The sequence below is a fragment of the Microbacterium sp. Ru50 genome (assembly GCF_002920555.1).
Lineage (GTDB): Bacteria > Actinomycetota > Actinomycetes > Actinomycetales > Microbacteriaceae > Microbacterium > Microbacterium arborescens.
Genome location: NZ_PQSV01000001.1, coordinates 1445074 through 1471936 on the forward strand (window position 1 = coordinate 1445074; position 26863 = coordinate 1471936).

General features: G+C 71.8%; 18 protein-coding genes. 14 read left to right on the forward strand and 4 right to left on the reverse strand.

The features are described from left to right. Positions 1-98: 98 nt before the first annotated feature. From C3481_RS06885 to C3481_RS06895, 3 genes are all read right to left on the reverse strand, one after another. A complete protein-coding gene (locus C3481_RS06885; RefSeq protein ID WP_219817640.1) occupies positions 99-2975 on the reverse strand; it encodes a rhamnogalacturonan lyase in 2877 nt (958 codons plus the stop codon). 182 nt (positions 2976-3157) lie between these two features. After that, complete coding sequence (locus C3481_RS06890; RefSeq protein WP_103841339.1) at positions 3158-5581, reverse strand: glycoside hydrolase family 2 TIM barrel-domain containing protein; 2424 nt, start codon at positions 5579-5581, stop codon at positions 3158-3160. Then, entirely contained in the window at positions 5578-6237 is a 660-nt protein-coding gene (locus C3481_RS06895) for a TetR/AcrR family transcriptional regulator (protein WP_023952562.1), read from the reverse strand. The genes C3481_RS06890 and C3481_RS06895 overlap by 4 nt, the downstream gene beginning before the upstream one ends. A gap of 184 nt (positions 6238-6421) precedes the next feature. Between C3481_RS06895 and C3481_RS06900 the strand changes: the two genes are divergently transcribed. From C3481_RS06900 to C3481_RS06935, 8 genes are all read left to right on the forward strand, one after another. Then, complete coding sequence (locus tag C3481_RS06900) at positions 6422-7948, forward strand: ABC transporter substrate-binding protein (RefSeq protein ID WP_064956267.1); 1527 nt, start codon at positions 6422-6424, stop codon at positions 7946-7948. 67 nt (positions 7949-8015) lie between these two features. Further along, positions 8016-8957, forward strand: coding sequence for an ABC transporter permease (locus C3481_RS06905; protein WP_023952564.1), 942 nt, complete (start codon positions 8016-8018; stop codon positions 8955-8957). Next, on the forward strand, positions 8954-10819 hold the full coding sequence (locus C3481_RS06910; RefSeq protein WP_023952565.1) for a dipeptide/oligopeptide/nickel ABC transporter permease/ATP-binding protein: 1866 nt from the start codon (positions 8954-8956) through the stop codon (positions 10817-10819). The genes C3481_RS06905 and C3481_RS06910 overlap by 4 nt, the downstream gene beginning before the upstream one ends. After that, a complete protein-coding gene (locus tag C3481_RS06915) occupies positions 10816-11664 on the forward strand; it encodes an ATP-binding cassette domain-containing protein (protein ID WP_064956269.1) in 849 nt (282 codons plus the stop codon). Before C3481_RS06910 ends, C3481_RS06915 begins: the two co-directional genes overlap by 4 nt. A 195-nt stretch (positions 11665-11859) precedes the next feature. Beyond that, positions 11860-14145, forward strand: coding sequence for a glycoside hydrolase family 3 protein (locus C3481_RS06920; RefSeq protein WP_258039088.1), 2286 nt, complete (start codon positions 11860-11862; stop codon positions 14143-14145). Next, a complete protein-coding gene (locus C3481_RS06925; protein ID WP_071918554.1) occupies positions 14142-15287 on the forward strand; it encodes a serine hydrolase domain-containing protein in 1146 nt (381 codons plus the stop codon). The genes C3481_RS06920 and C3481_RS06925 overlap by 4 nt, the downstream gene beginning before the upstream one ends. Next, on the forward strand, positions 15284-18070 hold the full coding sequence (locus C3481_RS06930) for an alpha-L-rhamnosidase (protein ID WP_103841343.1): 2787 nt from the start codon (positions 15284-15286) through the stop codon (positions 18068-18070). The genes C3481_RS06925 and C3481_RS06930 overlap by 4 nt, the downstream gene beginning before the upstream one ends. A gap of 76 nt (positions 18071-18146) precedes the next feature. Further along, positions 18147-19904: a DUF5605 domain-containing protein gene (locus tag C3481_RS06935; protein WP_103841345.1), complete on the forward strand. Its 1758-nt coding sequence runs from the start codon at positions 18147-18149 to the stop codon at positions 19902-19904. 103 nt (positions 19905-20007) lie between these two features. Here the strand turns inward: C3481_RS06935 and C3481_RS06940 are convergent, their stop codons facing one another. Further along, positions 20008-20724, reverse strand: a complete 717-nt coding sequence (locus C3481_RS06940) for a FadR/GntR family transcriptional regulator (RefSeq protein ID WP_071918557.1) — start codon at positions 20722-20724, stop codon at positions 20008-20010. A 107-nt stretch (positions 20725-20831) separates the two neighbouring features. On the opposite strand from C3481_RS06940, the gene C3481_RS06945 reads away from it, so the two are divergent. Genes C3481_RS06945 through C3481_RS06970 form a run of 6 tightly spaced genes read left to right on the forward strand, consistent with a single transcriptional unit; the run spans position 20832 to position 26853 of the window. Continuing rightward, complete coding sequence (locus C3481_RS06945) at positions 20832-22214, forward strand: MFS transporter (protein ID WP_103841347.1); 1383 nt, start codon at positions 20832-20834, stop codon at positions 22212-22214. Then, the gene (locus tag C3481_RS06950; protein WP_103841349.1) at positions 22211-23950 is read left to right on the forward strand and encodes a dihydroxyacetone kinase family protein; all 1740 of its coding nucleotides are present in this window, start codon (positions 22211-22213) and stop codon (positions 23948-23950) included. Before C3481_RS06945 ends, C3481_RS06950 begins: the two co-directional genes overlap by 4 nt. Further along, positions 23947-24417: a ribose-5-phosphate isomerase gene (locus C3481_RS06955; protein ID WP_023952574.1), complete on the forward strand. Its 471-nt coding sequence runs from the start codon at positions 23947-23949 to the stop codon at positions 24415-24417. Before C3481_RS06950 ends, C3481_RS06955 begins: the two co-directional genes overlap by 4 nt. After that, positions 24417-25202, forward strand: coding sequence for a triose-phosphate isomerase family protein (locus tag C3481_RS06960; RefSeq protein ID WP_103841351.1), 786 nt, complete (start codon positions 24417-24419; stop codon positions 25200-25202). The genes C3481_RS06955 and C3481_RS06960 overlap by 1 nt, the downstream gene beginning before the upstream one ends. Next, on the forward strand, positions 25199-26005 hold the full coding sequence (locus tag C3481_RS06965; protein ID WP_103841353.1) for a sugar phosphate isomerase/epimerase: 807 nt from the start codon (positions 25199-25201) through the stop codon (positions 26003-26005). Before C3481_RS06960 ends, C3481_RS06965 begins: the two co-directional genes overlap by 4 nt. After that, entirely contained in the window at positions 26005-26853 is an 849-nt protein-coding gene (locus tag C3481_RS06970; RefSeq protein ID WP_103841355.1) for a phosphogluconate dehydrogenase C-terminal domain-containing protein, read from the forward strand. Before C3481_RS06965 ends, C3481_RS06970 begins: the two co-directional genes overlap by 1 nt. The last annotated feature ends 10 nt before the right edge of the window (positions 26854-26863 follow it).

A 26863-nucleotide genomic window follows, 5' to 3' on the forward strand; every position in this document is an offset into this window, starting at 1 on the left:
GACGGGTGGGGCTGGTGAGCGTTCGCGCCGCGTCACCGGCCCCACCCGTCACTCCGGTCCTGCAGATGTATCAGGGCATCACGTCTGAGCGGGCCGCCTCAGCACATCCGGGCGAAGTAGGGCACGTCGTAGGTGGCGTGGTAGCCGACTCCGTCGAGCCACTGATACGCCGTCACGGTCGCCGATCCGGGCACGAGCGAGTCACGGCCCGCGTCGAAGAGCCGGTACGCCGCGTCGCCCGCGGCGACCTTCTGCTGCGCGTGCTCACCGCCGACCGCGGCCAGCCGCACGTCGATCGCACCCTCAGCCTCGTTCGCGGCGTGGACCGCGACGTGCACCGCCCCGTTCACGCACTGCGACCGCGCGCTCACGCGCAGCGGCACCGGCTGCCCCGCTCGCACCGTAGCCGTCGCCGACGGCTGTGACGGTGCCGCCTGGCCGAAGGTTCCCGCGGGGGTGACGGTCGCGGTCCACTCCCCCGGCGGCACCGCCGCGAACCGCGCGGAGCGAGCCTCGGCCCCGACCTGCTGGGCGACGGTCTCACCCGCCGCCGAGCGGAGCGTGACGGCGAAGCCGGTGGCCGGGGCGCCGGCATCCGTCGTCGCCCACGTGACGTTGACGCCGGCCGAGTCGACCCCGATGCCGGGAACCGCCACGGGCGCGGGGGCGGGCCGCAGCGGCACACCGGCGAAGTCCATGCCGGAGGCGAGGTGGAACCCGGTGTAGCTCGGCTGGTTGTAGGTCGTCTGCTGACGGGCGACCTCGGCGCGGTACTGCGGATCGTGCATGAGCGTATACAGCTTGTGCTCGGTCACCTCGGTCGAGACGTACAGCCGCAGCGCCGACGAGTCCGCCGTCCGTACGACCAGCTCTTCGCGCCAGTCGCCCAGCACGTCGGCGACGAGGCCGGGGTTTCCCTTCGTGCCGTTGTTGGCGAGGGTTCCGGATGCCGTCAGCACGGTGCCGCGCGCCCAGTCGTCGATCGTCGGGGCGACGTCGCCGCTGCCGTTCACGATCTGCGTCGTGAGGTCGCCGGCCCAGCGGATCGAGGCGTTCGTGCCGGGCGTCGCCGCCGAGAGCACCTCGCCCTGGGCGGTCAGCAGGCCCGAGGCATCCGTCCCGCCGGGCATGCTCGACCAGACCTCCATGCCGGGGACGTCGGGGCGGACGTCGCCGATCATCCCGCGCCCGGTGTCGCGACCCGAGTAGGCGCCGAAGACGACCTCGCCGGTGGCCGCATCCCGCAGCGCCGTGCCGTACGGCGCATACGCTCCGCCCTCGTGCACGGTGAAGATCTCGAGGCCCGGGCGCGACGGGTCGATGTCGGCGACGTGCATCGCGTCGCCGTGACCGAGACGCGCCATCTCGCCCGGAGTCGCCGATCCCTCGGGCATCTCGGCGAACGAGCTGTAGAGGAGGCTTCCGTCGTCATCCAGCGTCGCCGATCCGTAGACGATCTCGTGGCGGCCATCGCCGTCGACATCCGCCGCCGAGAGGCTGTGGAAGCCCTGCGTCGTGATCGTGCCGTACACGGGGTCGGTGCCGTCGACCCCGTGCGGGCCGTCGTTGAACGGGTTGGTCATCGGCGCGTGCCCGCTGTCGACGAACCAGCGCTTGACGAGGTTCTCGCCGTCCCAGTCGTAGGTCGCGATCGTCGTGCGCGTGTAGTAGCCGCGGGCGAAGACCGCCGACGGACGTTCGCCGTCGAGGTAGGCGACGCCCGCCAGGAACCGGTCGACCCGGTTTCCGGGCTCGATGCGCGACATCGCGTAGTCGCCCCACAGCAGGCCGTCGTCGCCGCGGTCCGGCTCGTAGCGCACGGTCTGCAGCTCGGCTCCGCTCTCGCCGTCGAAGACGGTGAGGTACTCGGGCCCCTCGAGGATGAAGCCCTCGAAGTTCCGCAGGGCGTTGCGGGCGCTTCGGCTCGGCGCGTACACGTCGATGAAGTGATCGACGAGGGCGCGGGCGTCGGCATCCGACAGCGGGTAGTCGTAGCGCGGCTCGATGCCGAAGGCCTCCTCGAGCGTGGCCGGCCACCGGCCCGACACGACCTCGTCGCGCGTGGACCACCCGCGGAACACCTCGACGAGGTGATCGGCGTAGTCGGCGGCGCTCATGCGGTAGTCATCGGTGTGGGCGTAGCCCGCGGCGACATCCTCGCCCGGCATCGTGATGTACTGCTCCGACGCCACCGAGCCGTCGTCGGCGTAGGTGATCGACTTCGTCCCCGGCGCGGTCTTGAGCATCGTCTCCGACCGTCCGTCGCCGTCGAAGTCGTAGACGAGGAACTGCGTGTAATGCGCGCCGGCACGGATGTTGGGACCGAGGTCGAGCCGGTTCAGCAGGCGTCCCTCGAGGCTGTAGGTGTCGATGTAGACCCCGCCGGTGTACCCGACCTGCGAGACGTCTTTGGAGTTCGAGGGGTCCCACTTCACGACGAATTCGTAGCGCCCGTCGCCGTCGACGTCGCCGACCGAGACGTCGTTCGCCGAGTAGGTGTACTCCTCGCCTGCCGGAGTCACCCCGCCTTCGGGCCGCTGCAGCGCGATGTCGAGGAAGCCGTCTTGCATCGGGATCGCGGCGTCGCTCGCCGCCGTCTCGACGCCCGCCGTGACCGGCGCCACGCGGTAGACGGATGCCGCCGTGCCGGCGTCGTCGCGGTAGTTCGTGCTGTCGGTGACGGTGGCGATCGGCGCGTCATCGCGGTAGACGACGAAGTCGGTGCCGGTGAGGCCGGTCTCGCCGGCACCGCTGGCCTCGCCCGCGAGGAGGCGCCAGCTGAGGAAGACGCCCTCGCTCGTCGGCACCGCGACGAGGCCCCGGTCGAGGGTCTCGAGCCGGGGCACGGGGGCGGCCGGTGGCTCCTGCGCGCCCGCGGCCGGGAGCGTCGCGACGCCTCCGGCGGTGAGGGTCGCGGCGGCGAGCGTTCCCGCGGTGAGGCCCGCGAGCAGCGTGGAGCGGAGTCTGTTCTTCATCGAATGGATCCCATCGGAATACGCTTTCCTGGATTCCGACGAGCCTAGGCGACGACGCTCCTCGCCCCGATGAGTTCTCTCTCATCCCCCCCCTGATTTTCGCATCCCCCGCTCCGCACTCGAGGGTGCGCATCTGCACGGTTTGGACCCGCCGGCACCGTGCACCCCCGCACCCTCGCGGCTCACAACGCGGCGGGCACCACCTCGAACACCAGGGATGCGGGGGCGTAGCCGGGGGCGGAGGCCGTGACGGCGACCGTGCCGGTACCGGAGGGCTTCACCACCGCGAGCAGCCGGCCGTCGAACGTCGTGAAGACGGGACCGGCGAACGACTCCTCGCTGTCGGTACGCCCCGACCCGATGCCCGCCAGCACTCCGGCGCCGGCCACCCCGACCGTCACCGGAACGTCGCGGTCGCAGACCACGACTCCGTCGTCGTCCTCGAGCGTCACCGCGACGAATGCGAGACCGTCGTGGTGCACGGCGGCGTCTTCCAGACGTGCGACCAGCGAGGCTGGGCCCGCGCTGACGAGAGCGTGCCGCCCGATCTCGGCACCGCCGCGGCGAGCCACGGCGACGAGGCGGCCCGGGCGGTACCGGGTCTCGAAGCGAGCGAGGAACGCCTTCTCGCGGCCGACCGGCTCGGCGCCCACGCTCTCGTCGTCGACGAACAGCTCCACCTCGTCGGCATCCGCGTAGACGTCCACGGTCACGGGGGCACCGGATGCCGCATCCCACGACCACGACGACACCGTGTCGGTCCACGACCACGGCGTCGTCGCCGTCGGCCGCCCGTGATGCTGCGGGCGGTGCACGGCGATGTAGGGGTCGCGGCGCAGCCCGTAGACGATCTCGCGGTAGTACGAGATCGGCCGGCGGAACCCGGTGATGTCGAGGTCGCCGCAGCCGGCCAGCCGGTAGGGATAGGGACCGGCGGTGCCGGTGGGCGTGTAGCCGGGCTCGTCGGTGTAGTCGACGCGACCGATGCCGGCCTCGCCGAGGTAGTCCCAGCCCGTCCACGTGAAGTCGCCGATGACGTGCGGCAGCTCGCGCACGAGCTCCCACATCACGTCGATGCGCTCGGGGAAGGTCTCGGAACCGACGATGATGCGATTCGGATGGTCGAGGGCGTCCTGCCGGTAGCGCGAGTCGGCGTAGTTGAACCCGACCACGTCGAGGACCGCTGCCGACTCCTCGATCGACGCGCTCACGAGCGGCGAGGCGTTCATGAGCCCCATCTGCTCACCCATCCCCGCCATCATCGTGTTGGCGTCGGGCATCTGCTCGCGGGCTTCGGCCATGCGGTCGAGGTTCGCGATGATGCCGTTGATCCCGTTCGTGACGAATCGCGTCGGGTCGAGCTCTCGCACCTGCTCGGCGAGCCGCCGGCTCCAGGTCGCGCCCAGCGGCGTGGCGAGCTCGAGGATCTCGTTGCCGATCGAGTACATCACGACGCTCGGGTGGTTGCGGTCCTTCGCGACGAGCGAGGCGATGTCGTCGCGCCAGTGCTCGGCGAACGTGATCGTCGCGTCGAACGGGGCCTTCGGGCGCGTCCAGGCGTCGGTCAGCTCGTCCATGACGAGCATCCCGTGCCGGTCGCATGCCGCGAGCATCGCGCGACTCATCGGATTGTGTGCGCTGCGCAGCGCGGTGAAACCCGCCCGCTTGAGCAGCCGGACGCGCCGGTCCTCGGCGGCGGGCTCGGTGGCCGCTCCGAGCATGCCGTTGTCGTGGTGAACGCAGGCGCCGCGCAGGTCGATCGAGCGCCCGTTCAGACGCAGGCCGTGGCGCGGATCGAGCTGGAGCGAGCGGATGCCGAAGTCGGTGACATCCTCGTCGAGCAGCGCGCCGTCGGCGGAGGCGAGCGTGCTGCGCACCCGGTACAGGTCGGGCGTCTCGACATCCCAGCGCATCGGCGCCTCGACCGTCACCCGCGCCCGGGCCACGGCGCGCTCGCCCGGCAGGACCGTGACGGGCGAATGCGCACTCGCGACCACCGTTCCGTCGGGCGCCGCGACCTGCCAGCTCACCCGGGTCGTCACGGTGTGCCGCGTCGTGTTCGCGACCTCCGTCGCGACGGCGACGACCGCGCGCTCGTCGTCGATGTCGGGTGTCTCGACCCGCACGCCGTCGAGCGGGATGTGCACGGGATCGGCCACGACGAGATGCACCGGGCGGTAGATCCCCGCCCCGGAGTACCAGCGCGAATCGCGATGCGCCCGCGCCTCGACGCTGATGCGGTTGACGGCGCCGAACTCGAGGAAGGGGTCGAGCACGACCGAGAACCCGGCGTAGCCGCCCGCCTGATGCGCGGCGAACGCGCCGTTCACGAACACGACGGCGTCGCGGTAGACGCCCTCGAACTCGAGGACGACGGTGCGCGAACGCCAGTCGCCGGGCACGTCGAGCAACCGCGCGTACTCGAAGACGCCGCCCGGGGTGTATCCGGTGTGCACGCCCTGCGGTTCGTCGGGCGAGCGTGGCAGATCGCGCAGCGCATCGTGCGGCAGGGTCACGGCGACGGGACCCCGCCCGTCGGCCGGGGTCTCGAACGGACCGAGCTTGGGGCCGACCGTCCACCCGTCGTGCAGCGGGACGCGGATCACGACGACGGCTCTTCTCGGGTTCGGGGCGACCACTCGATGTCGACGAAGCTCGCGAACATGGCCTGCAGCTCCGCGGCCATGTCCAGCGCGTCGCGGTCGAGCAGCCACTGCACCTGCAGGCCGTCCATGAGGGCCACGGCCATGATCGCCGCGCGACGAGGCGTCATCCCGTGCCGGAGGCGCCCCTCGTCGCGCAGGACCCGGAACGACCGCTCGATGTTGCCGCGGGTGTACTCGTACCGACGGACGAAGTAGCCGTGCGCCGGATGATCGGACGCCGTCGCCTCGGCCGACAGCGTTGTGTAGAGCTCGACGACGCCAGGCGTCGAGGCGTTGTGCGAGGCGAGTTCGATGAGCCCGCGGAGGACATCGGTGCCGTCCTCCGACTCGATGGGCACCAGTGCGCGGGCGCGGGCGTCGCGCTCCTCGAGCACGGCCTCGAGCAGGGCGCTCTTGTTGCGGAAGTGGTGCAGCAGCCCGGCCTCGCTCATGCCCACGCGCGTCGCGATGTCACGGAGCGATCCCGCACGGTAGCCGGACTGCGAGAACACCTCGAGAGCGGCATCCAGGATCGCCTGGCGGGTGGCCTCGGTCTTCGCGTACGTGCCTCGCCGTCGACGGCGCTCGGGCGCCGTCGTGTCGGTCGTCGTCATCATCGTCCATCTGTCCGTCGTCGCCCTCGTCGGCGAACGGAGGCCAGTCTGCCCGCTCGGATAACGAAAACCTAGCGATCGATAGAAATTCGGCTCAAAAATCTAGTCACCGCTCGGATTTGGTGCTAGCGTCCAGCGCCAGGGCGATCCACCGGGGTATCGCCTCTCCCGAGAAAAAGGACCAAAGATGTTCCGATGGAAGGCCACAGCAGCCCTCACGGTCGTCGCCGCACTCGCCCTGGCGGGGTGCGCGGGGACCGACGACGGATCCGGCGGTGACAGCGGTCGCGCCGACCGGCTCACCCTCACGGCGATCGCCGCTCCCACGAGTTACGACATCGGCCAGGGCGCGGAATGGGGCAACCGCAGCCCCTTCTTCCAGGCCGTGTTCGACACCCTCCTGTCGAAGGACTCCTCCGGTGAGACGCAGCCCTGGCTCGCCACCGAGTGGTCGTACAACGACGACAACACGGTGCTGACCCTGACGCTCCGCGAGGGCGTGAAGTTCACCGACGGCACCGACCTCGACGCCGCGGCGGTCGTCGCGAGCCTCGAGCACTTCCGCGACGGCACCGCCCCGCAGGCTGCGACCCTCGCCGGCAAGGAGTTCGCCGCCGTCGACGCGACGACGGTGACGATCACGCAGCAGGCGCCCGACCCCTCGCTGATCAACCTGCTCTCGATCGCCCCGGGCCTGATCCAGGCCCCGTCGACGTTCGACGACCCCGACTCCGCGACCGACCCCATCGGCTCGGGCGCGTACATCCTCGACACCGCCTCGTCGGTCACCGGGACCACGTACAACTACACCGCGAACCCCGACTACTGGAACGCGGACGCCGTCAAGTACGACAACCTCACGATCAACGTCCTCGAGGACGTCACCGCCACCGTCAACGCGATCCGCGCGGGCGAGGCGAACGGCGCGAAGATCGCCGACAACAACACGATCTCCGAGGTCGAAGGCGCCGGCTGGACGATCGAGTCGAACGAGCTCGACTTCCAGGGTCTGCTGCTGCTGGACCGCGCCGGCACGATGGCCCCCGAGCTCGCCGACGTCAAGGTCCGCCAGGCGATCAACATGGCCTTCGACCGCGAGGCGCTGCTGGCGTCGCTGCAGAGCGGATACGGCACCGTCACCGAGCAGGTGTTCCCCGAGACCTCCGTCGCGTACGACGCCGCGCTCGACAGCACCTACCCGTACGACCCGGATGCCGCGAAGGACCTCCTCGCCGAGGCGGGCTACCCCGACGGGTTCACGCTCAACATGATGTCGACCCCGGCCTTCCAGACCACCTTCGACCTCGTCGCCCAGCAGCTGTCCGACATCGGGATCACCGTCAACTACACCGACCCCGGCACCGGCAACTTCATCACCGACATGCTGGCGCCGAAGTACCCCGCGACCTGGATGGCGCTGGAGCAGAACCCCGACTGGCAGCTGATCAACTTCATGGTCGGCCCCGACGCGACGTTCAACCCCTTCAAGTACCAGGACCCGACGGTCGACGGCTACATCGAGACCGTGCAGTTCGGCACCCCGGACGAGTCGGACCAGGCTCTCAAGGACCTGAACAAGTACCTCGTCGACCAGGCGTGGTTCGCGCCGTTCTTCCGGGTGCAGGGCACGTTCGCGACCGACGCGAACACGAACCTCGAGTTCTGGCCCACCAACGCCTACCCGTCGATCTTCGACTTCTCGCCGAAGAACTGATCAGACTCCCTCGGACCGGGCGACTCTCCAGCGCCCGGTCCGAGGGTTCCACCTTCGGGAAGGCATCATGCTCACATTCATCCTGCGCCGCCTGCTCTCGGGCGTCGTGCTGATCGCGGTGATCTCGTTCCTCGCGTTCGTCCTGCTGTACGCCGGCGGCGGCGACATCGCCCGCCGCATCCTCGGCGAGAACGCGACCGCCGAGACCGTCGCGAAGAAGACCGAGGAGCTCGGTCTGAACCGCCCGCTGCTCGTCCAGTACGGCGACTGGGTCGCCTCCGCACTGACCGGCAACCTCGGACGCAGCTGGTTCACCGGCGAACTCGTCTCGGTGAGCGTCAGCGGGCGCCTCGCCGTCACCCTCTCGCTGGTGCTGGGCGCGACGATCGTCTCCGCCGTCCTCGCCGTCGTCCTCGGCGTTCTCGCGGCACGCCGCGGCGGCATCGTCGACGGGGCCGTGCAGTTCCTCTCGCTCGTCGGCTTCGCCGTGCCGGGCTTCCTCATCGCCCTGCTCCTCGTGCTCGTCTTCGCCATCAACCTCGGATGGTTCAAGGCGACCGGTTACGTGCCCATCACCACGTCACCGACGGGCTGGCTCGCCTCGGTGACCCTGCCCGTGGTCGCCCTCTCGCTGGGGGCGATCGCGACGGTCGCCGCTCAGGTGCGCGGCTCGGTCATCGACGCGATGTCGCGCGACTACGTCCGCACCCTCCGCTCGCGGGGCCTCGGCATGCGCTCGGTCATCTACAAGCACGTCCTGCGCAACGCGGGCGGCCCGGCGCTGGCCGTCCTGGCCGTGCAGTTCGTCGGTCTTCTCGGCGGCGCGGTCGTCGTCGAGCAGATCTTCGCCATCCCCGGCATGGGCCAGCTGAGCGTCCGCTCCACCACCCTCGGCGACGTCCCCGTCGTCATGGGCCTCGTGATCGCGTTCGCGATCATCGTCGTCATCGTGAACCTCCTGATCGACCTCGCCCAGGCCGCTCTGAACCCGAAGGTGAGACTGTCATGACCGCCGTCGACGTCCCTCCCGCCGTCCCCATCGCCCCCGTGCGGGTGAGTCTGTTCCGCCGGCTGCTGAAGAAGCCCCTCGGAGTCGTCTCGGCGCTGTTCCTGCTGCTAGTCGCCGTCGTCGCGGTCATCGGCCCGGTGATCGCGCCGCAGGACCCGAACTTCGCCGACATCCGCAGCATCCTCGCCCCGCCGAGCGCCGCGCACCTCCTCGGCACCGACGGGAGCGGCCGCGACGTGCTGTCGCGCCTGCTCGCAGCCACCCAGACGAGCGTCGCCGCCGCTCTCATCGCGGTCGTCGTGGCCGTCGTGCTCGGCGTCGTCAGCGGACTCATCGCCGGTTACTACCAGGGCTGGTTCAACACCGTCGCCACCTGGGTGACCGAGCTGAACATGGCCCTGCCCGGCATCGTGGTGCTGCTCGCGGCACGCGCCGTGCTCGGCCCGTCGGTGTGGATCTCGATGCTGATCTTCGGCATCCTGCTCGCCCCGGCGTTCTTCCGACTCGTGTACGCCGCCGTCACCGCGGTGCGCGGCGAGCTGTACGTGGATGCCGCCCGGGTCTCGGGGCTCGGCGACGGCCGCATCATCGGACGCCACGTGCTCGCGGTGGTGCGGGCGCCGATCATCATCCAGGGAGCGATCATCTCCGGCATCGCCCTGGCCATCCAGTCGGGCCTGGAGTTCCTCGGCCTCGGCGACGTCAACGTCCCGACGTGGGGATCGATGCTGACCGACGGCTTCAAGAACATCTACAAGACGCCCGTCCTGATGATCTGGCCCTCGCTCGCGATCGCCCTGACCTGCATCGCTCTCACTCTCCTGGCCAACGTCATGCGCGACGAGCTCGAGCGCACCGTCACCGTCCGGCGCAAGCGCCGCCGTGCGGTGACCACCGCCACCGGCTCGGTCGCCGCCGTCACCACCTCGGTGTCGACCGGCGGCGGTGAGCCCATCGAGGACCTCGACGAGCTGCCCGTCGTGGAGGGCTCCGACGTCATCGTCCATCCCGAGGACGCACGCAGCAAGGCGACCGAGCGCGTGCTGCAGATCCGCGACCTGCGCGTCGGCTACGACCAGCCCGACGGCTCGCACATCGAGGTGGTGCACGGCGTCTCGCTCGACATCCGCCGGGGCGAGGTGCACGGACTGATCGGCGAATCCGGCTCGGGCAAGACGCAGACCGCCTTCGGCGTGCTGGGCCTCCTCCCCCGCGGCGGCCGGGTGACCGGCGGCTCGATCACCTACGAGGGCACCGAGCTCGCCGACGCCTCGGACCGGGTGTACGCGGGAGTGCGCGGCAAGCGCATCGGCTACATCCCGCAGGAGCCGATGAGCAACCTCGACCCCGCCTTCACGATCGGAAGCCAGCTCGTCGAGCCGCTGCGCGCGACGCTCGGGCTGTCGAAGAAGGAGGCGACCGAGCGATCGCTCGACCTGCTCGCCCGCGTGGGGATCCCGCAGCCGAAGCGGACGTTCGATGCCTACCCGTTCGAGGTCTCGGGCGGCATGGCGCAGCGCGTGCTGATCGCCGGCGCGGTCTCGACCGATCCCGACCTCATCGTCGCCGACGAGCCGACGACCGCCCTCGACGTCACCGTGCAGGCCGAGGTGCTCGATCTGCTCCGCGATCTCCAGGCCGAGCGTCACATGGCGATGCTGCTCGTGACGCACAACTTCGGCGTCGTCGCAGACCTGTGCGACCGCGTCACCGTGATGCAGAACGGCCGCTTCGTCGAGCAGGGCCCCGTGCGCTCGATCTTCCGCGACGCACGTCATCCGTACACCCGAGCGCTGCTGGACGCGATCCTCGACGAGGGTCCCGCCCGCCCGGCGCTGGTCACGAAGGGAGCGAGCGCATGACCGCTCCGCTGCTCGAGGTCTCCGATCTCGTCGTCGAGTACCCCGGCAAGGGATTCCGCGCCGAGCCGTTCCGCGCCCTCAAGGGGGTCTCGCTCGACATCCTGCCGGGCGAGACCGTGGGTCTCGTGGGCGAATCCGGCTCGGGCAAGACCACGCTCGGGCGCGCGGCGCTCGGCCTGGCACCCGTCACCGAGGGCTCGATCATCTTCGACGGCCGCGACATCTCGCACCTGACCCGGCGCGAACGGCGCCCCCTCAGCGCCGACATCCAGGTCGTCTTCCAAGATCCGTACTCGTCGCTGAACCCGTCGATGACGATCGAGCAGATCCTGACCGAGCCCCTCACCGCGGCCGGTGTCGGCGCTCGTGAGGCCCGCGACCGGGTGCGCGAGCTGCTCGACCAGGTCGGCCTGCCCGGCGATGCGCGCAGTCGCCTCCCCCGCGAGTTCTCGGGGGGCCAGCGTCAGCGCGTCGCGATCGCGCGCGCGCTCGCGCTGCGTCCGCGCCTGATCGTGTGCGACGAGCCGGTCTCGGCCCTCGACCTGTCGACGCAGGCGCGCGTGCTCGACCTGTTCATCGAGATCCAGGAGCGCACCGGCGTGGCCTACCTGTTCGTCACGCACGACCTGGCCGTCGTCCGCCATGTCAGCCACCGCGTCGCGGTGATGTACCGCGGCGAGATCGTCGAGTCGGGCGACGCCGACCAGGTCACCTCCCGGCCGGAGCACCCGTACACGCAGCGCCTGTTCATGGCGGCCCCCGTGCCCGACCCCGACCGGCAGGAGGAGCGCCGCGCCGCCCGACGCGCGTTCCTCGCGTCCGAGGCAGCGCGCGGCGCAGCCTGAACGGATGCCGGGGCTCCCGTTCCGGCGCCCCGGCATCCACCCCCTCACCCCCTCTCGCTTGGAGTTCCCGTGACCGCGTCCACCGACCACCTCCGTCCCCTGCTCGACCAGCTCACCCTCGAGGACAAGGCCGCCCTCGTCCAGGGCGCCGACTTCTGGACGACGGTGCCGCTGCCGGCGATCGGGCTGCGGGCGATGACCCTCTCGGACGGACCCGCGGGTGTGCGCGGCCCCCGCTGGGACGAACGCGATCCCTCGCTGAACCTGCCCTCGGGCTCCGCGCTGGCGGCATCGTGGGACGCCGACCTCGCCTACCGCTACGGCGCCGCCTCGGCATCCGAGGCCCGCCGCAAGGGCGTCGACGTCGTGCTCGGACCCACCATCAACCTGCACCGCACCCCGCTCGGCGGACGGCACTTCGAGTGCCTGTCGGAGGACCCCGAGCTCACCGGCGAACTCGGCGCCGCCTACGTGCGCGGCCTGCAGGACAACGGGGTCGCCGCGACGCCCAAGCACTACGTCGCCAACGACTCCGAGACCGACCGCTTCACCGTCGACGTGCAGGTGGACGAGCGCGCCCTGCGCGAGCTCTACCTCGCCCCCTTCGAACGGACGGTCACGGATGCCGGCGCCTGGGCCCTCATGAGCTCGTACAACTCCGTCGACGGCGTCACGATGACCGAGAACGCCCTCCTCGAGACGCCGCTGAACACCGAGTGGGGCTTCGACGGCGTCGTCATCAGCGACTGGACCGCGGTGCGATCCCTCGGCGCCGTGCCCGCGGCACAGGACCTCGCCATGCCGGGACCGGCGCCGGCGTACGCCGACCTCGTCGCCGCCGTGCGCGACGGGCGCGTCGACGAGACCGACCTCGACCGCAAGGTGCTGCGCATCCTGCTGCTCGCCGAGCGGGTCGGTGCCCTGGGCGACAGCGCGCCGAGCGAGACGGCCCCGGTCGACGGCGTCGCGTTCGCGCGGGAGGCGGCGGTCGCCGGAACCGTGCTGCTGCGCAACGACGGCCTCCTGCCCCTCGACGCCACGCCGCTTCGCCGCGTCGCGGTCGTCGGTCAGAACGCGCGCGACGCCCGGACGCAGGGTGGCGGGTCGGCGACGGTCGTGCCCGCGCGGGTGGTGTCGCCGCTCGACGCTCTGCGCGAAGCCCTGCCCGGTGCCGAGGTGCGCTTCGAGATCGGCGCCGTCGTGCAGGAGGGCGTCGCCGAGCTGCCGCTGTCGCAGCTGACGAACCCCGTGACCGGAGAGCCCGGCATGCGCGTGAGCTTCCTCGACGCCGCCGGCGGCGAGATCTTCGCCGAGGACCGCCGCTCGACCGCCCTCGTGTGGTTCGGAGGCGACGCCCCCATCGGCGAGAGCGCGACGATCGTCTACGAGACACGGCTCACCCCGGCCGAGTCCGACGAGATCGAGCTCGGCTTCGCCGGGGCGAACCCGGGCCGCCTCTTCGTCGACGGCGAGCTGCGTCTCGACGACGCCCCCGTGCTGACGGGCACCGACCTCGGCGCCGCGTTCCTCAACCCGCCTTCGCTCACCGCGCCGGTGACCGTGACGGCCGGTACGCCCGTCGACATCCGGGTGGAGTTCGCGCGGGCGGGGGACGGCGCGATCGCCGGCGCGTTCTCCGCCACCCTCGGCATCGCCCCCGAGCGCACCGATCCCGACGAGCTGATCGCCCGCGCGGTCGACGCCGCCGCCGCGGCCGAGATCGCGGTCGTCGTCGTGGGCACGAACTCCAAGGTCGAGTCCGAGGGCTACGACCGGACAGACCTCGACCTCCCCGGCCGCCAGGACGACCTCGTGCGGGCCGTCGCCGCGACGGGAACCCCGACGATCGTCATCGTCAACGCGGGATCCCCTGTCGTGCTGCCGTGGGCCGGCGACGTCGCCGCGGTGCTGCAGGGCTACTTCGGCGGCCAGGAGTTCGGCCACGCCCTCGCCGACATCCTCACCGGCGCCGCGGAGCCCGGCGGCCGCCTCCCCACGACCTGGCCCGCCGCACTGGCCGACGTCCCGGTCACCGAGGTGACCCCCTCGGACGGCGTGCTGCGCTACGCCGAGGGCATCCACGTCGGCTACCGGGCCTGGCTGCGAGACGACGTCGAGCCCGCTTTCGTCTTCGGACACGGGCTCGGCTATACGACCTGGCGATGGGATGCCGCGCAGCGCCACGGCGACACGCTCACGGTGACGCTCACCAACACCGGTGATCGCGCCGGCAAGCAGGTCGTGCAGGTCTACGCCGAGCGGCCCGGCTCCGCCGTCGACCGCCCGGTGCGGTGGCTCGTCGGATTCGCCGTCGTGCGCGCCGAGGCCGGACAGACGGTGTCGGTCGACATCGCGGTCGACCCGCGTCGCCTCGCGCACTGGGACGGCGCCTGGGTCGTCGAGCCCGGCGCCTATACCCTGCACACGGGAGCATCGGTGGCCGAGCTCCCGCTCACCGCCGAGTGGGAGGTTCCCGCATGACCACTGAGCCGACGACCGAGCTGACCGGCGTCCTGCACGGGCGGGCCGACGATCGCCTGACCGAGGTGGTGACCGAGCTCGAGGGGCTGCTCACCGCCGATCCCGACCTGTCGTTCCAGGTCGCGGCGATCCACCGCGGCCGCACGGTGCTCGACGCGTGGGGCGGTCCGCACCTGAACGGCGAGTCCGTCATCGTGCCGTACTCGGTCACCAAGAACACGATCGGGCTCTCCGTCGGCCTGCTCGTCGAACGCGGCGAGATCGACCTCGATGAGCGCGTCGCGCACTACTGGCCCGAGTTCGCCGCGAAGGGCAAGGGGGCCGTGACCGTCCGTCAGCTGCTGTCACATCAGGCCGGCCTCCCCCAGACCGACGATCCCCTCACGTGGGACGAGCTGCTCGACCACCACGCCGCCGCCGCGCGGCTGGCCGACGCGACGCCGTTCTGGCACCCCGGCAGCGCCTTCGGCTACCACGCCATCACGATCGGCAGCCTCGGCGACGAGCTCGTGTACCGCGTGACCGGCCGCACGCTCCACGAGTTCTACGAGACCGAGATCCGCGCGCCGCACGCGATCGACTTCCATCTCGGGCTCCCCGCCGACCTCGAGCACCGCCGCGTCGATGTTCTGCCGATGATCCGGCCCGTCTCCGACACGGCCGAACGACCCTCGTCCGCGCTCGGGCCACGGGTGTTCGCGCCCCCGGCGGGCGGCCTCGACCTCGCCAACTCCCCGCGCAGCTGGCGCTACGGGCATCCGGCCGGCAGCGGTACCGGGTCGGCCCGCGGGCTGGCGCGCCTGTTCGCGGCCATGGTCACCGGGGTCGACGGTGCCGCACCGATGCTCGGCGCCGACACGGTCGCCGCGATCGGCCAGCAGCAGGTCCGCGGCTACGACGAAGTGCTCCACCAGCACGACCGCGCACACGCCATCGTCTTCCAGAAACCCTCGCAGCAGCTCGCGTTCGGCGGCCCGCGCGCGTTCGGGCACGACGGAGCCGCCGGCGCGCTCGCGTGCGTGGACCCCGAGACGGGGCTCGCCTTCGCCTGGACGATCGCCCGCGGCCCCTGGCCCGGCGGCGCCGATCCGCGCGCCGTGGCGCTGGCCGCTCGGCTCGGCCGCATCCTGGGCGACGCATGACCGCCGCGATCGCGACGCTGCGTGCCGAGCTGCGCGACGACACCGCTTTCGTCGCCACCCCGACACCGCGGCTGAGCTGGACCGTCCGGACGGACGAGTCCGACTGGATGCAGCGACGCGCCGAGATCGACGACGGTTCGGGTGCGGTCGCCCTCGAGCACGACGAGAGCGCGCTCGTGACGTGGCCGTTCGCCCCGCTCGCGCCCGGGGAGGCGAGGCGCGTGCGCATCCGCGTCGAGGGCGCCTCGGGCACGATGACCCCCTGGAGCGACGACCTCGTCGTCACCGCGGCCTTCCTCGCCGACGACGAGTGGGTCGCCGAGCCCGTCGGGTTGGCCGCCCCGCAGCGTCCCGCCCAGCCCACCGTCGTCCGCACCCGGTTCCGGCCGCCCCGGCCCGTCGCCCGCGCGATCCTCTTCTGGACGGCGCTCGGGTCGGCAGAGCCCGAGATCAACGGCGTCGCCGTCTCGGACGAGGTGCTCGCCCCGGGCTGGACCGCCTACCGCGATCGTCTCGTGCACGAGACCGTCGATGTCACCGATCTCGTCCGCGACGGCGAGAACGAGCTGACCGCGACCCTCGCGGGCGCCTGGTACACCGAGAAGTACGGCTTCTTCGCATTCGCCGATCGGCTGTACGGCGACCAGCCGTCGTTCCTCGCGCAGCTGCGGGTGACCTATGACGACGGCTCCGCCGAGACCCTCGCCGCGACCGGCGCGGGATGGGAGGCCGCGGGCGACGGACCCGTCGTCGACTCCGGCATCTACGCGGGCGAGCACCAGGATCTCGCACGCACGGCGACCGCGTTCTCGCCGGCGCGGGTCGGCGCGTCGGCACGTCCCGGTTACGAGAACGTGCCGACGCCGGAGGCTCGCATCGCCCCGCCCGTTCGCCGCACTCAGGCGCTTGCGGTGTCCGAGGTGCTCACCACGCCGTCGGGCGGGCGCATCCTCGACTTCGGCCAGAACCTCGTCGGGCGGCTGCGGCTGCGCGTGCGCGGCCGGGCCGGTCAGCGCGTCGTCATCCGCCACGCCGAGGTGCTCGAGGACGGCGAGCTCGCGCTGCGTCCGTTGCGCAACGCAGCGGCGACGGCGACGTTCGACCTCTCGGGCGGCGACGACGTCCTCGAGTCGCGCTTCACCTTCTACGGGTTCCGGTACGCCGAGATCACCGGTGCCGACGTCGACCCCGCCGACATCGAAGCCGTCGTCCTGCACACCGACATGACCCGCACCGGATGGTTCGCCTCGTCCGACCCGCTGATCGACCGGCTGCACGAGAACGTCGTGTGGGGCATGCGGGGAAACTTCCTCTCGATCCCCACCGACTGTCCGCAGCGCGATGAGCGTCTGGGCTGGACCGGCGACCTGCAGGTCTTCGCGCCGACGGCATCCTTCCTCTACGACTGCGCCGGCTTCCTGACGTCGTGGCTGCGCGACCTCGCTCACGAGCAGCGCCGCAGCGGCGGCTCGGTGCCCGTCGTCGTCCCCGCTGCCCTCACGGGCTTCGGGGCGTTCGGGGTGAGCCCCGCCGCGTGGGGCGACGCCGCGACGGTCGTGCCCACCGTGATGCACGAGCGCTTCGGCGATCGCGACGTCGTCGCCGCGCAGTACGCGAGCATGCGCTCGTGGGTCGACGCGGTGGCCGCCGACGCGGGCGACAACGGGCTGTGGGCCGGACGCATGCAGCTGGGCGACTGGCTCGACCCCGCCGCTCCCCCCGACAAGCCGGGCCAGGCGAAGGTCGACTCCGACATCGTCGCGAGCGCGTACTTCGCCCGCTCGCTGCGGCAGGTCGCCGACGCCGCCGGGCTGCTCGGGTTCGACGCGGACGCCGCTCACTACGGAGCGCTCGCGGAGCGCAGCCGGAAGGCCTTCGTCGCGGAGTACGTCACCCCCGCCGGCCGGATGGTCAGCGATGCCCCGACCGCCTACGCCCTGGCGCTCGAGTTCGACCTCGTCGTCGACCCGCCGGTGCGCGCGGCCCTCGCCTCCCGGCTGGCCGACCTCGTCCGCGAGGGCGGCTACCGCATCGGCACCGGATTCGTCGGCACGCCGCTGGTGGCGGACGCCCTCGCCGAGGGAGGACGGCTGGATGCCGCGGAGCGCCTCCTCACGCAGACGGAGTGCCCGTCGTGGCTGTACCCGGTCACGCAGGGCGCGACGACCGTCTGGGAACGCTGGGACTCACTGCTGCCCGACGGAGGCGTGAACCCGGGCGAGATGACGTCGTTCAACCACTACGCCCTCGGCGCGGTCGCCGACTGGCTGCACCGCACGGTCGCGGGGCTCGCCCCGGCAGCCCCGGGCTATCGGCGGATCCGAGTCGCTCCCCGCCCGCTGCGCTCGCTCGACCACGCCTCGGCGCGCCACCTCACGCCGTACGGCGAGGCGAGCGTGGCCTGGCGCCGCGACGGCGGGGAGATCGTCGTGACGGCGACCGTGCCGCCGAGCACCCGCGCCGACGTCGACCTGCCGGGGCTGCGCAGCCTGAGCGCCGAGGTCGGTTCGGGAACGCACGAGTGGCGTTTCGCAGCTGAGAGCGCGCCGGCGCTCCCGCCGCTCGACGGCCTGAGCGCTTCGCTCGCCGACGTGATCGACGACCCGCGGGCGTACGGCGCGCTGCTCGGCGCGCTCGAGCAGCACGCCCCCGACCGGGTGCCGGCCGTCCGCGACGAGACCCGCTGGGGCGCCGGCCGCACGGTGAGCTCGGTCCTCATGTTCAGCCCGCCCGACCTCCTCACGGCGGTCGACTCCGCCATCCGCGAGGCCACCGCGCGCTGAGCAGCGCCACGCCCCGACCCCGACCTGGCCCGACCCGCCCGACCCTCCCGATCCCGTTCCCGCCCAGGAGGCATGAATGTTCGACCGCGCCACGACCTTCGGCGAAGCCCTCGACGACCCCGCCGCGCGCGCCATCCTCGAGCGGTACATGCCCGGGATCGCCGCCTCGCCGATGGCGACCCAGTTCCGGGGCGGTCGTCTCGGCCAGCTCGTCGCGATCGTGCCAGCGCTCGAGGACCTCGCCGAGCGCGAGCGCTTCTTCGCGGCTCTCGCCGAGGTCGGCAGCGGCGCGCCCCGACCGCCGTACGCGCCGGCGCTCGAGCCCGATCCCGCATACGAGGGCGACGACATCGCGCGCGGGTCGGCTGCGCTCGACGTACCGGCGAGCGCAGCCCTGTGGGACCCGATCGAGATCCGCATCACCGGCCCCGCCCACGGCAACCCCTTCGTCGACGTCGAGCTCGACGCGATCTTTGAGAGGGACGGCGCCGAGGTGCGGGTCGGCGGCTTCTACGACGGCGACGGCGTCTACGTCATCCGCGCCCTCGCCGACGCTCTCGGCGCCTGGACCTTCCGCACCCGGTCGACGGCGCGGTCGCTCGACGGCATCACCGGCGCTCTCGAGGTCGTCACGGCACGCGCGGGCTCGCACGGACCGGTTCGCGTCGACGGCTTCCACTTCCGGCACGCCGACGGCACGAGACACCGTCCGCTCGGGACGACGGCGTACGCCTGGACGCACCAGCCCGACGAGCTGCAGGAGCAGACGCTGTCGACCCTCGCTGCGGCATCCTTCGCGAAGCTCCGCATGTGCGTCTTCCCGAAGTCGTACCTGTACAACAGCGACGAGCCGGCCGACTTCCCCTTCGTCGGCAGCCTCGCGGACGGTTTCGACCTCGAGCGCTTCGACCCCGCGCACTTCCGCCGCCTCGAGAGGCGGATCGCCCAGCTCGGCGAGCTCGGCATCGAGGCCGACGTCATCCTCTTCCACGCCTACGACCGATGGGGTTTCGCCGACCTCGGACCGGCCGTCGACGAGCGCTACCTGCGTTACGTCGTGCGACGCCTGTCGGGCTATGCGAACGTGTGGTGGTCGATGGCCAACGAGTACGACCTGCTGTGGTCGAAGGACCTCGACGACTGGGAGCGGCTCGCCGCCGTTGTCGGCGAGGAGGACGCGTTCGGTCACCTCAACTCGATCCACAACTGCCGACCGGTCTACGACTACGACAAGCCCTGGATCACGCACGTCAGCATCCAGCGGGTCGACGTCTACCGCACGGCCGAGAACACCGATCAGTGGCGCGAGCAGTGGGGAAAGCCCGTCGTCATCGATGAGTGCGCCTACGAGGGCGACATCGACCAGGGCTGGGGCAACATCACCGGCGAGGAGATGACGCGGCGATTCTGGGAGGGCGCGGTGCGCGGCGGCTACGTCGGCCACGGCGAGACCTACTACCCGCCCGCGCACGGCCGCGACGACGAGGTCCTCTGGTGGTCGAAGGGCGGCGAGCTGCACGGGTCGTCCCCCGAGCGCATCGCGTTCCTGGAGCGCCTCCAGTCCGAGTCGCCGACCGGGGTGTGGGACCCCCTGCCGAGCGACTGGGACGTGCCGTGGGGCGGGGTCGCGGGAGCCGTGAAGATCGGTTACTTCGGATTCAACCGCCCACGGTTCCGCAACGTCATCCTCGAGGAGGGCGCCTGGCGGGTCGAGGTCGTCGACACCTGGAACATGACCGTCGAGCCGGTGCCGGGCGAGCATCGCGGCCAGCTGCGCGTCGAGCTTCCCGGCCGCCCCTACATGGCCATCCGCCTCACCCGTCTCTCCGACTGACCCCACCCCCCGCGCGGGCACCGACCGCGAGGTCCCCGTTCGGCCGGGTATGGGACCCGGATAACCGGCCGAAGTGGGACCTCGCGGTTCTGTGAGCGGCCGGTCAGGGGGCGATGCGGCGGGCGGCGGTGGCCATGTGGGTGGCCATGGCCGAGGCCGCGGCATCCTCGTCGCCGGCGGCGACGGCACGGGCGATCTCCTCGTGCTCGGCGAGCGCGCGGCGGGCCTGCTCGTCGTCGTGCACCGCACGGTCGGCGTAGACCTGCAGCAGCGACCGCACGACGTGGAGCAGATCGATCAGCATCGCGTTGCCGGCGATGCGGGCCAGCTCGTGGTGGAACGCCAGGTCGGCGCGGGCGAACGCGCCGAGGTCGCCGAGCGTCGACCGCATCCGCTCGACGTGAGCCTCGAGGTCGCCCGAACCGTCCGCCGCGGCGGCGAGGCGGGCGACGTAAATCTCCAGTCCCGATCGCAGCTCGATCAGCTCGTGCGTGTTTCGCTCTCCGATGAGCAGCCCCCACCGCAGCGTCTGCGGCAGCAGCTCGCTCGCCGCACCGCGCAGGTACGTGCCCGAGCCGGGGCGCACGTCGACGATGCCGAGGATCTCGAGGGCGGCGAGCGCCTCGCGCACGGCCGATCGGCCGACTTCGAGCGTCGCGGCGAGCTGTCGCTCCGGAGGCAGCCGCGTTCCCGGGGCGACCTCGCCCGACGTGAACAGGTCGAGCAGGCGCCGAGCCACCTCCGAGACGGGGGTGCGCGCCGGGAGCGCCGCGAGGGATGCCGCGAGGTCGGGCGATCCGTCGGAGCGATAGGCGGGCATGACGACAAACCTACCCGGCGCCCCTCGGGTTGCAATTGGTCAACCGGTTTGCCAAACTAGCCGAGCGATGAGGCAACCCATCGCGCAACCGACGATGGGAAGTCAGCGTGGACACCTCTTCCGAAACGGAATCCCCCGTAGCCCGCTCCGCGATCCGCAAGGTCGCGATCCGCCTGGTGCCCTTCGTGGCTTTGATGTTCTTCATCAACTACCTCGACCGCACCGCGATCGGCTTCGCCGCCCCGAACGGCATGAACGACGACCTCGCCCTGAGCGCCGCGCAGTTCGGGTTCGCCTCGGGGGTGTTCTTCATCGGCTACATCCTGCTCGAGGTGCCCTCCAACCTCGCCCTGCACCGCTTCGGCGCCCGCAAGTGGCTCGCGCGCATCATGGTCAGCTGGGGCATCGTCGCCGTGCTGTTCACCTGGGTGCAGAACTTCGAGCAGCTCGTCGTCCTGCGCTTCCTGCTCGGTGTCGCCGAGGCCGGGTTCTTCCCCGGCGCGATCCTGTTCCTGAGCCTCTGGGTGCCCTCGCGCTACCGCGGCCGCATCCTCATGCTCTTCTACCTGGCCCAGCCCCTCACCACCGTGATCGGAGCGCCGCTGGCCGGAGCCCTGATCCAGCAGCACGGCGTCTTCTTCGGGCTCGAGGGATGGCGGTTCATGTTCCTCGGCGTCGCGATCCCCGCCGTCGTCGTCGGCGTCGTGGCGTGGTTCTACCTGAAGGATTCCCCCGCGGATGCCGCGTGGCTGACGACCGACGAGAAGACCTGGCTCACCGGAGCCCTCGCGGCCGAGCGGTCGGCGACCGAGGCACGCGAGAAGCACGTCTCGGCACGGTTCGCCTTCGGCAGCGGACGCGTGTGGGCGCTGTCGTTCATCTACTTCGGCTTCATCTACGGCCTCTACGCGCTGGCGTTCTTCCTCCCGACGATCATCGAGGGCTTCCAGCAGCAGACGGGCCAGACCTTCGACGTCTTCCAGAAGGGCCTGATCACCGCGATCCCGTACCTGCCCGCGGCGATCGTCATGGTCCTGTGGTCGCGCGACGCCCACCGCCGCGGCATGAAGACCTGGCACATCGCGGTGCCCGCCGTGGCCGGCGCCGTATCGATCCCGCTCGCGCTCTTCGCCGGCTCGCCCGCCGCGACGATCGCCGTCATCACGGTCACCGCGTGCGCGATCTTCGCCGCCCTGCCGAACTTCTGGACCCTGCCCACCCGCTTCCTCACGGGAGCCGCGGCCGCCGCCGGTGTCGCCCTGATCAACACCGTCGGAAACCTCGCCGGCTTCAGCGCGCCCTACATCACCGGCGCCGTCCGCGACTGGACCGGGGGCTACGAGGTGCCGATGGTCATCGTCGGCGTGATGATGCTCGTCTCGGCCGTGCTGATGGCGCTGCTCGCGCGCGGCGACCGGATGGCTCCCGCGGCCGTCCCGCGAACAGGCCAGACGGCCGCCGCGACGCAGAACGGGCCCGCGACACGATGACCCGCCTGTGGAACGACCCGGCCGACTTCGCCGACGAGATGATCGACGGCTTCGTCGCGGCCAACGCGCGCTACGTCCGACGCGTCTCGGGAGGCGTGGTCCGCACCACGCCCGCGCCCGCGGGCCGGGTGGCCGTCGTCGTCGGCGGCGGATCGGGCCACTACCCGGCCTTCGGCGGGCTCGTCGGGGCAGGCCTGGCCGACGGCGCCGCGATGGGCAACCTCTTCGCCTCCCCCTCGACGCAGCAGATCCACGCCGTCGCCCGCGCAGCTCACGGCGGCGGCGGGGTGCTGTTCTCGTACGGCAACTACGCCGGCGACGTGCTGAACTTCGACGCGGCGCAGGAGCGGCTGCGCGCCGAAGGCATCGCGTGCGAGACGGTCGCCGTCACCGACGACATCGCCAGCGCATCGGCTGACGAGATCCACCGGCGGCGCGGGATCGCGGGAGACCTCACGGTCTTCCGTTCCGCCGCGGGCGCGGCATCCGCCGGTTACGACCTCGCGGACGTCGCGCGCGTGGCTCGCCTCGCGAACGACCGGACGCGCTCGTTCGGCGTCGCGTTCTCGGGATGCACGCTTCCGGGCGCCCCCGCACCTCTGTTCAGCGTTGCCGAGGGGCGCATGGCGATCGGACTGGGCATCCACGGCGAGCCGGGCATCGACGAGGCCGAGGTGCCGACCGCCGACGGGCTGGCCGAGCTGCTCGTGTCGCGGCTGCTCGCCGAACGCCCCGACGGCGCGGACGGACGCGTCGTGCCCATCCTCAACGGCCTGGGGTCGCTCAAGCACGAGGAGATGTTCGTCGTCTACCGGCGCATCGCCCAACTGCTCGCCGACGCGGGCCTCGAGGTCATCGACCCGCACGTGGGCGAATACTGCACGAGCTTCGACATGGCGGGCACCTCGCTCACGCTGTTCTGGCTCGACGACGAGCTCGCCGAACTGTGGGAGACCCCCGTCGACACCCCGGCCTATCGCCGCGGTTCCGTCGCGCCCGAGGCCGCGGGCCGCGCGGCCCAGCCCGAGGACGCCGGCGCAGCCGACACCGCCACCGCCATCGTCCCCGGCGACACCGACTCGCAGTCCGTCGCCCGCGTGGTCGTCGAGGTGGTCGACACGGTCGCCCGCACGGTCGACACCCACGTCGACGAGCTGGGACGGATGGATGCGATCGCGGGCGACGGCGACCACGGCATCGGGATGCAGCGAGGCTCGCACGCCGCCCGCGCGGCCGCCCACGAGAGCGCGGCCGCCGGGGCCGGCGCCGCCACGACGCTCGCCCGCGCCGCCGATGCCTGGTCCGACCGCGCCGGCGGCACGTCCGGGGCCCTGTGGGGCGTCATCCTCACCTCGGTCGCGAGCACGCTCGGCGACACGGGACGGCCGGATGCCGCCGGGGTGGCCGCAGGTGTCGCCGCAGCCACCCGCGGGGTGATGTCGTACGGCAAGGCGGAGCTCGGCGACAAGACGATGGTCGACGCCCTCGTTCCCTTCAGCGCGCAGCTCACGACCGCGGTCGCGGGCGGCGCGACGCTGGCCGAGGCCTGGCGCTCGGCGGCATCCGCCGCGTCGGCCGCCGCTGCCGCGACCGCCGCGCTGCTCCCCCGCATGGGCCGGGCGCGCACCCACGGCCAGCACAGCGTCGGCACCCCCGACCCGGGCGCGCACTCCCTCGCGCTCATCGTCACCGCCGTCGGCGACGTGCTCACCCACCACGAGAGGACCCCGTCATGACCGAACCGCTCCGCATCGTCATCGGCTGCGACGACGCCGGCTTCGACTACAAAGAGGTGCTCAAGCGCGACCTCGAGGCCAGCGCCGGCGTCGCGTCGGTCATCGACGTGGGCGTCGGCGCCGACGGCCACACCCCCTACCCGACCGTCGCGATCGAGGCCGCCGAGCGGGTCGCACGCGGCGAGGCCGACCGCGCCCTGCTCATCTGCGGCACCGGGCTCGGTGTCGCGATCGCAGCCAACAAGGTCGCCGGCATCCGTGCCGTCACGGCGCACGACTCGTTCTCGGTCGAGCGCGGGGTGCTCTCCAACAACGCGCAGGTGCTGACGATGGGCCAGCGGGTCGTGGGTATCGAGCTCGCGCGCCGCCTCGTCCGCGAGTGGCTGACCTACCGCTTCGACACGTCCTCCGCCTCGGCCGAGAAGGTGGCCGTCATCGACCGGTACGAGAGCACCGGATCCTGCTGATGACGCCCGTGACCGTCGGGGTGAGCCTCAAGGCGTACTTCGGCCGACGCGCCGCCCGCGTGTGGTTCGGCGAGGTCGCCGCCGCCGTGAGCGAGCGCGAGGCCGTGCGCAGCGGCGCCGTGGAGGTCTTCGTCATCCCCACCTACCTGCAGTTCGACGATGCGCGCGACTACCTCGCGCCCGCCGGCGTCCGCGTGGGGGTGCAGGACGTCTCGGCGTACGAACCCGGCGCCTACACCGGCGAGATCACCGCGGCGGAGGTCGCGGAGTCGGGCGGCGCGTTCGCCGAGATCGGCCACGCCGAACGCCGGCGCCTGTTCGGCGAGACCGACGAGATCACGGCGGCCAAGGCAGCGGCGGCCCTGCGACACGGCGTCACCCCCGTGCTCTGCATCGGAGAGCCGGAACGGACGGATGCCGAGTCCGCGGCACGCACGGCCGTCGCACAGCTGCACGCGGATCTCACGGGGGCTCCCGCCGGCCGGGTCGTCGTGGCGTACGAGCCGGTGTGGGCGATCGGCGCCCCCGAGCCCGCACCCACAGCGCACATCGTCACCGTGAGCCGCGCGCTGCGGGCAGCGCTCGACGCCGATCCGGAGCGCGCCGGATCGAGCGTCATCTACGGCGGCTCGGCCGGCCCCGGTCTGCTCGCGCGGCTCGAGGGCGCCGTCGACGGCCTCTTCCTCGGGCGCTTCGCGCACGACGCCGCCGCCTTCGGCCGCGTCATCGATGAAGCCGCCGAGCTCGCGGCAGCCCGCAGCACGCAGGACGGAGCGACGTCGTGATCGGCCTCGGCACCTATGCCTTCCTGTGGGAGCACTCCGAGCGTGCATCCCAGCCCCTCTCGCTCGTCGGCGCGTTCGAGCGCACCCGCGAGCTCGGCGTCGACCTGTTCCAGATCTGCGACTACGCGCCGCTGGAGCTCATGGACGGCATCGAGCTGCGCGATGCGGCCGCTGCGGCCCGTGACCTCGGCCTGACGATCGAGGTCGGCACGAAGGGGGTCGCCCCCGAGCGTCTGACCCGCTTCCTCGAGCTCGCCGCGGTCTTCGACGCGCGGCTCGTGCGCAGCATGATCTACGCCCCCGACTCCCGCCCGACGCTGGCCGAGGCCGAGGCGTGGCTGCGCGGCATCCTGCCCGCGTACGAGGCAGCCGGGGTCTCCCTCGCTCTGGAGACCTACGAGCAGGTGTCGACCGCAGATCTCACGCGGCTCATCGCGGCCGTCGACAGCCCCGCCCTCGGGGTGTGCCTCGACCCGGCCAACGTCGTCGCGCGCCTGGAGCTGCCGCGCGAGACCGTCGAGCTCGCCGCGCCCTACGTCACGAACATCCACGTGAAGGACTTCGCCTTCGCCCGGCAGCCCGGCTGGGTCGGTTTCACGTTCACCGGTGCCCGCATGGGCGAGGGCCTGCACGACTACCCCCATCTGCTCGAGACCGTGAGGCCGCGCGAGCGCGGGGTCGACGAGCGCGAGGTCAACGAGATCGTCGAGCACTGGCTGCCCTGGCAGGGCGATGCCGAGACCACTGTCCGAACCGAGCGGGACTGGACCCGCGCCACCCTGGAATACCTGAGGAGCACCTGATGAGCCACACGATCGCCGTCGTCGGAGCGGGCGGGAAGATGGGCACGCGCGTGTCCAACAACCTCGTCAAGACCGATCACACCGTCTTCTACGTCGAGAACTCCCCGGCCGGGCGCGAGCGCACGATCGCCGCCGGGCGCGAGCTGACGGATGCCGCCGCCGCGGTCGCCGACGCCGACATCGTCGTGCTCGCCGTGCCCGACCTCGCGCTGGGACCGGTGACCGCCGATCTCGTCCCCCAGCTCAAGCCGGGCGCCATCGTGCTGACGCTCGACCCGGCCGCCGCCTACGCGGGCCTGCTCACGACGCGCGACGACGTCATCCAGGCCGTCGCGCACCCGTGCCACCCGTCGGTCTTCCTCGAGCGGACCACGAAGGAGGAGTGGGCCGACACGTTCGGCGGCATCGCGGCCCCGCAGGACGCGATCGCCGCGATCGAGTCGGACGACCCCGAGAAGCAGCGCATCGTCGAAGAGACCGTTCGCGCGATCTACGCACCGGTCATCGACGTGCACTGGGTGACGATCAAGCAGCTCGCGCAGCTCGAGCCGACCCTCGTCGAGACCGTCGCCTGCATGATCGGGTCGCTCCTGAACGAGGCACTCCACGAGGCGATCCACACGATGGGCGTGCCCGAGGCCGCGGCCCGCAGCATCCTGTACGGCCACACGCAGGTCGCCCTCGCGAACGGCCTGCGCGGCGACAACCCGTTCAGCGATGCGTGCCTGATCGCGATGGACTACGGTCGCGAGAGCATCATCAAGGACGACTGGAAGAAGATCTTCCGCGACGACGAGCTCGACAAGAACCTCGCCCGGATGCTGCACCTGGATCACATCGAGCGCTGAGGACGACGAC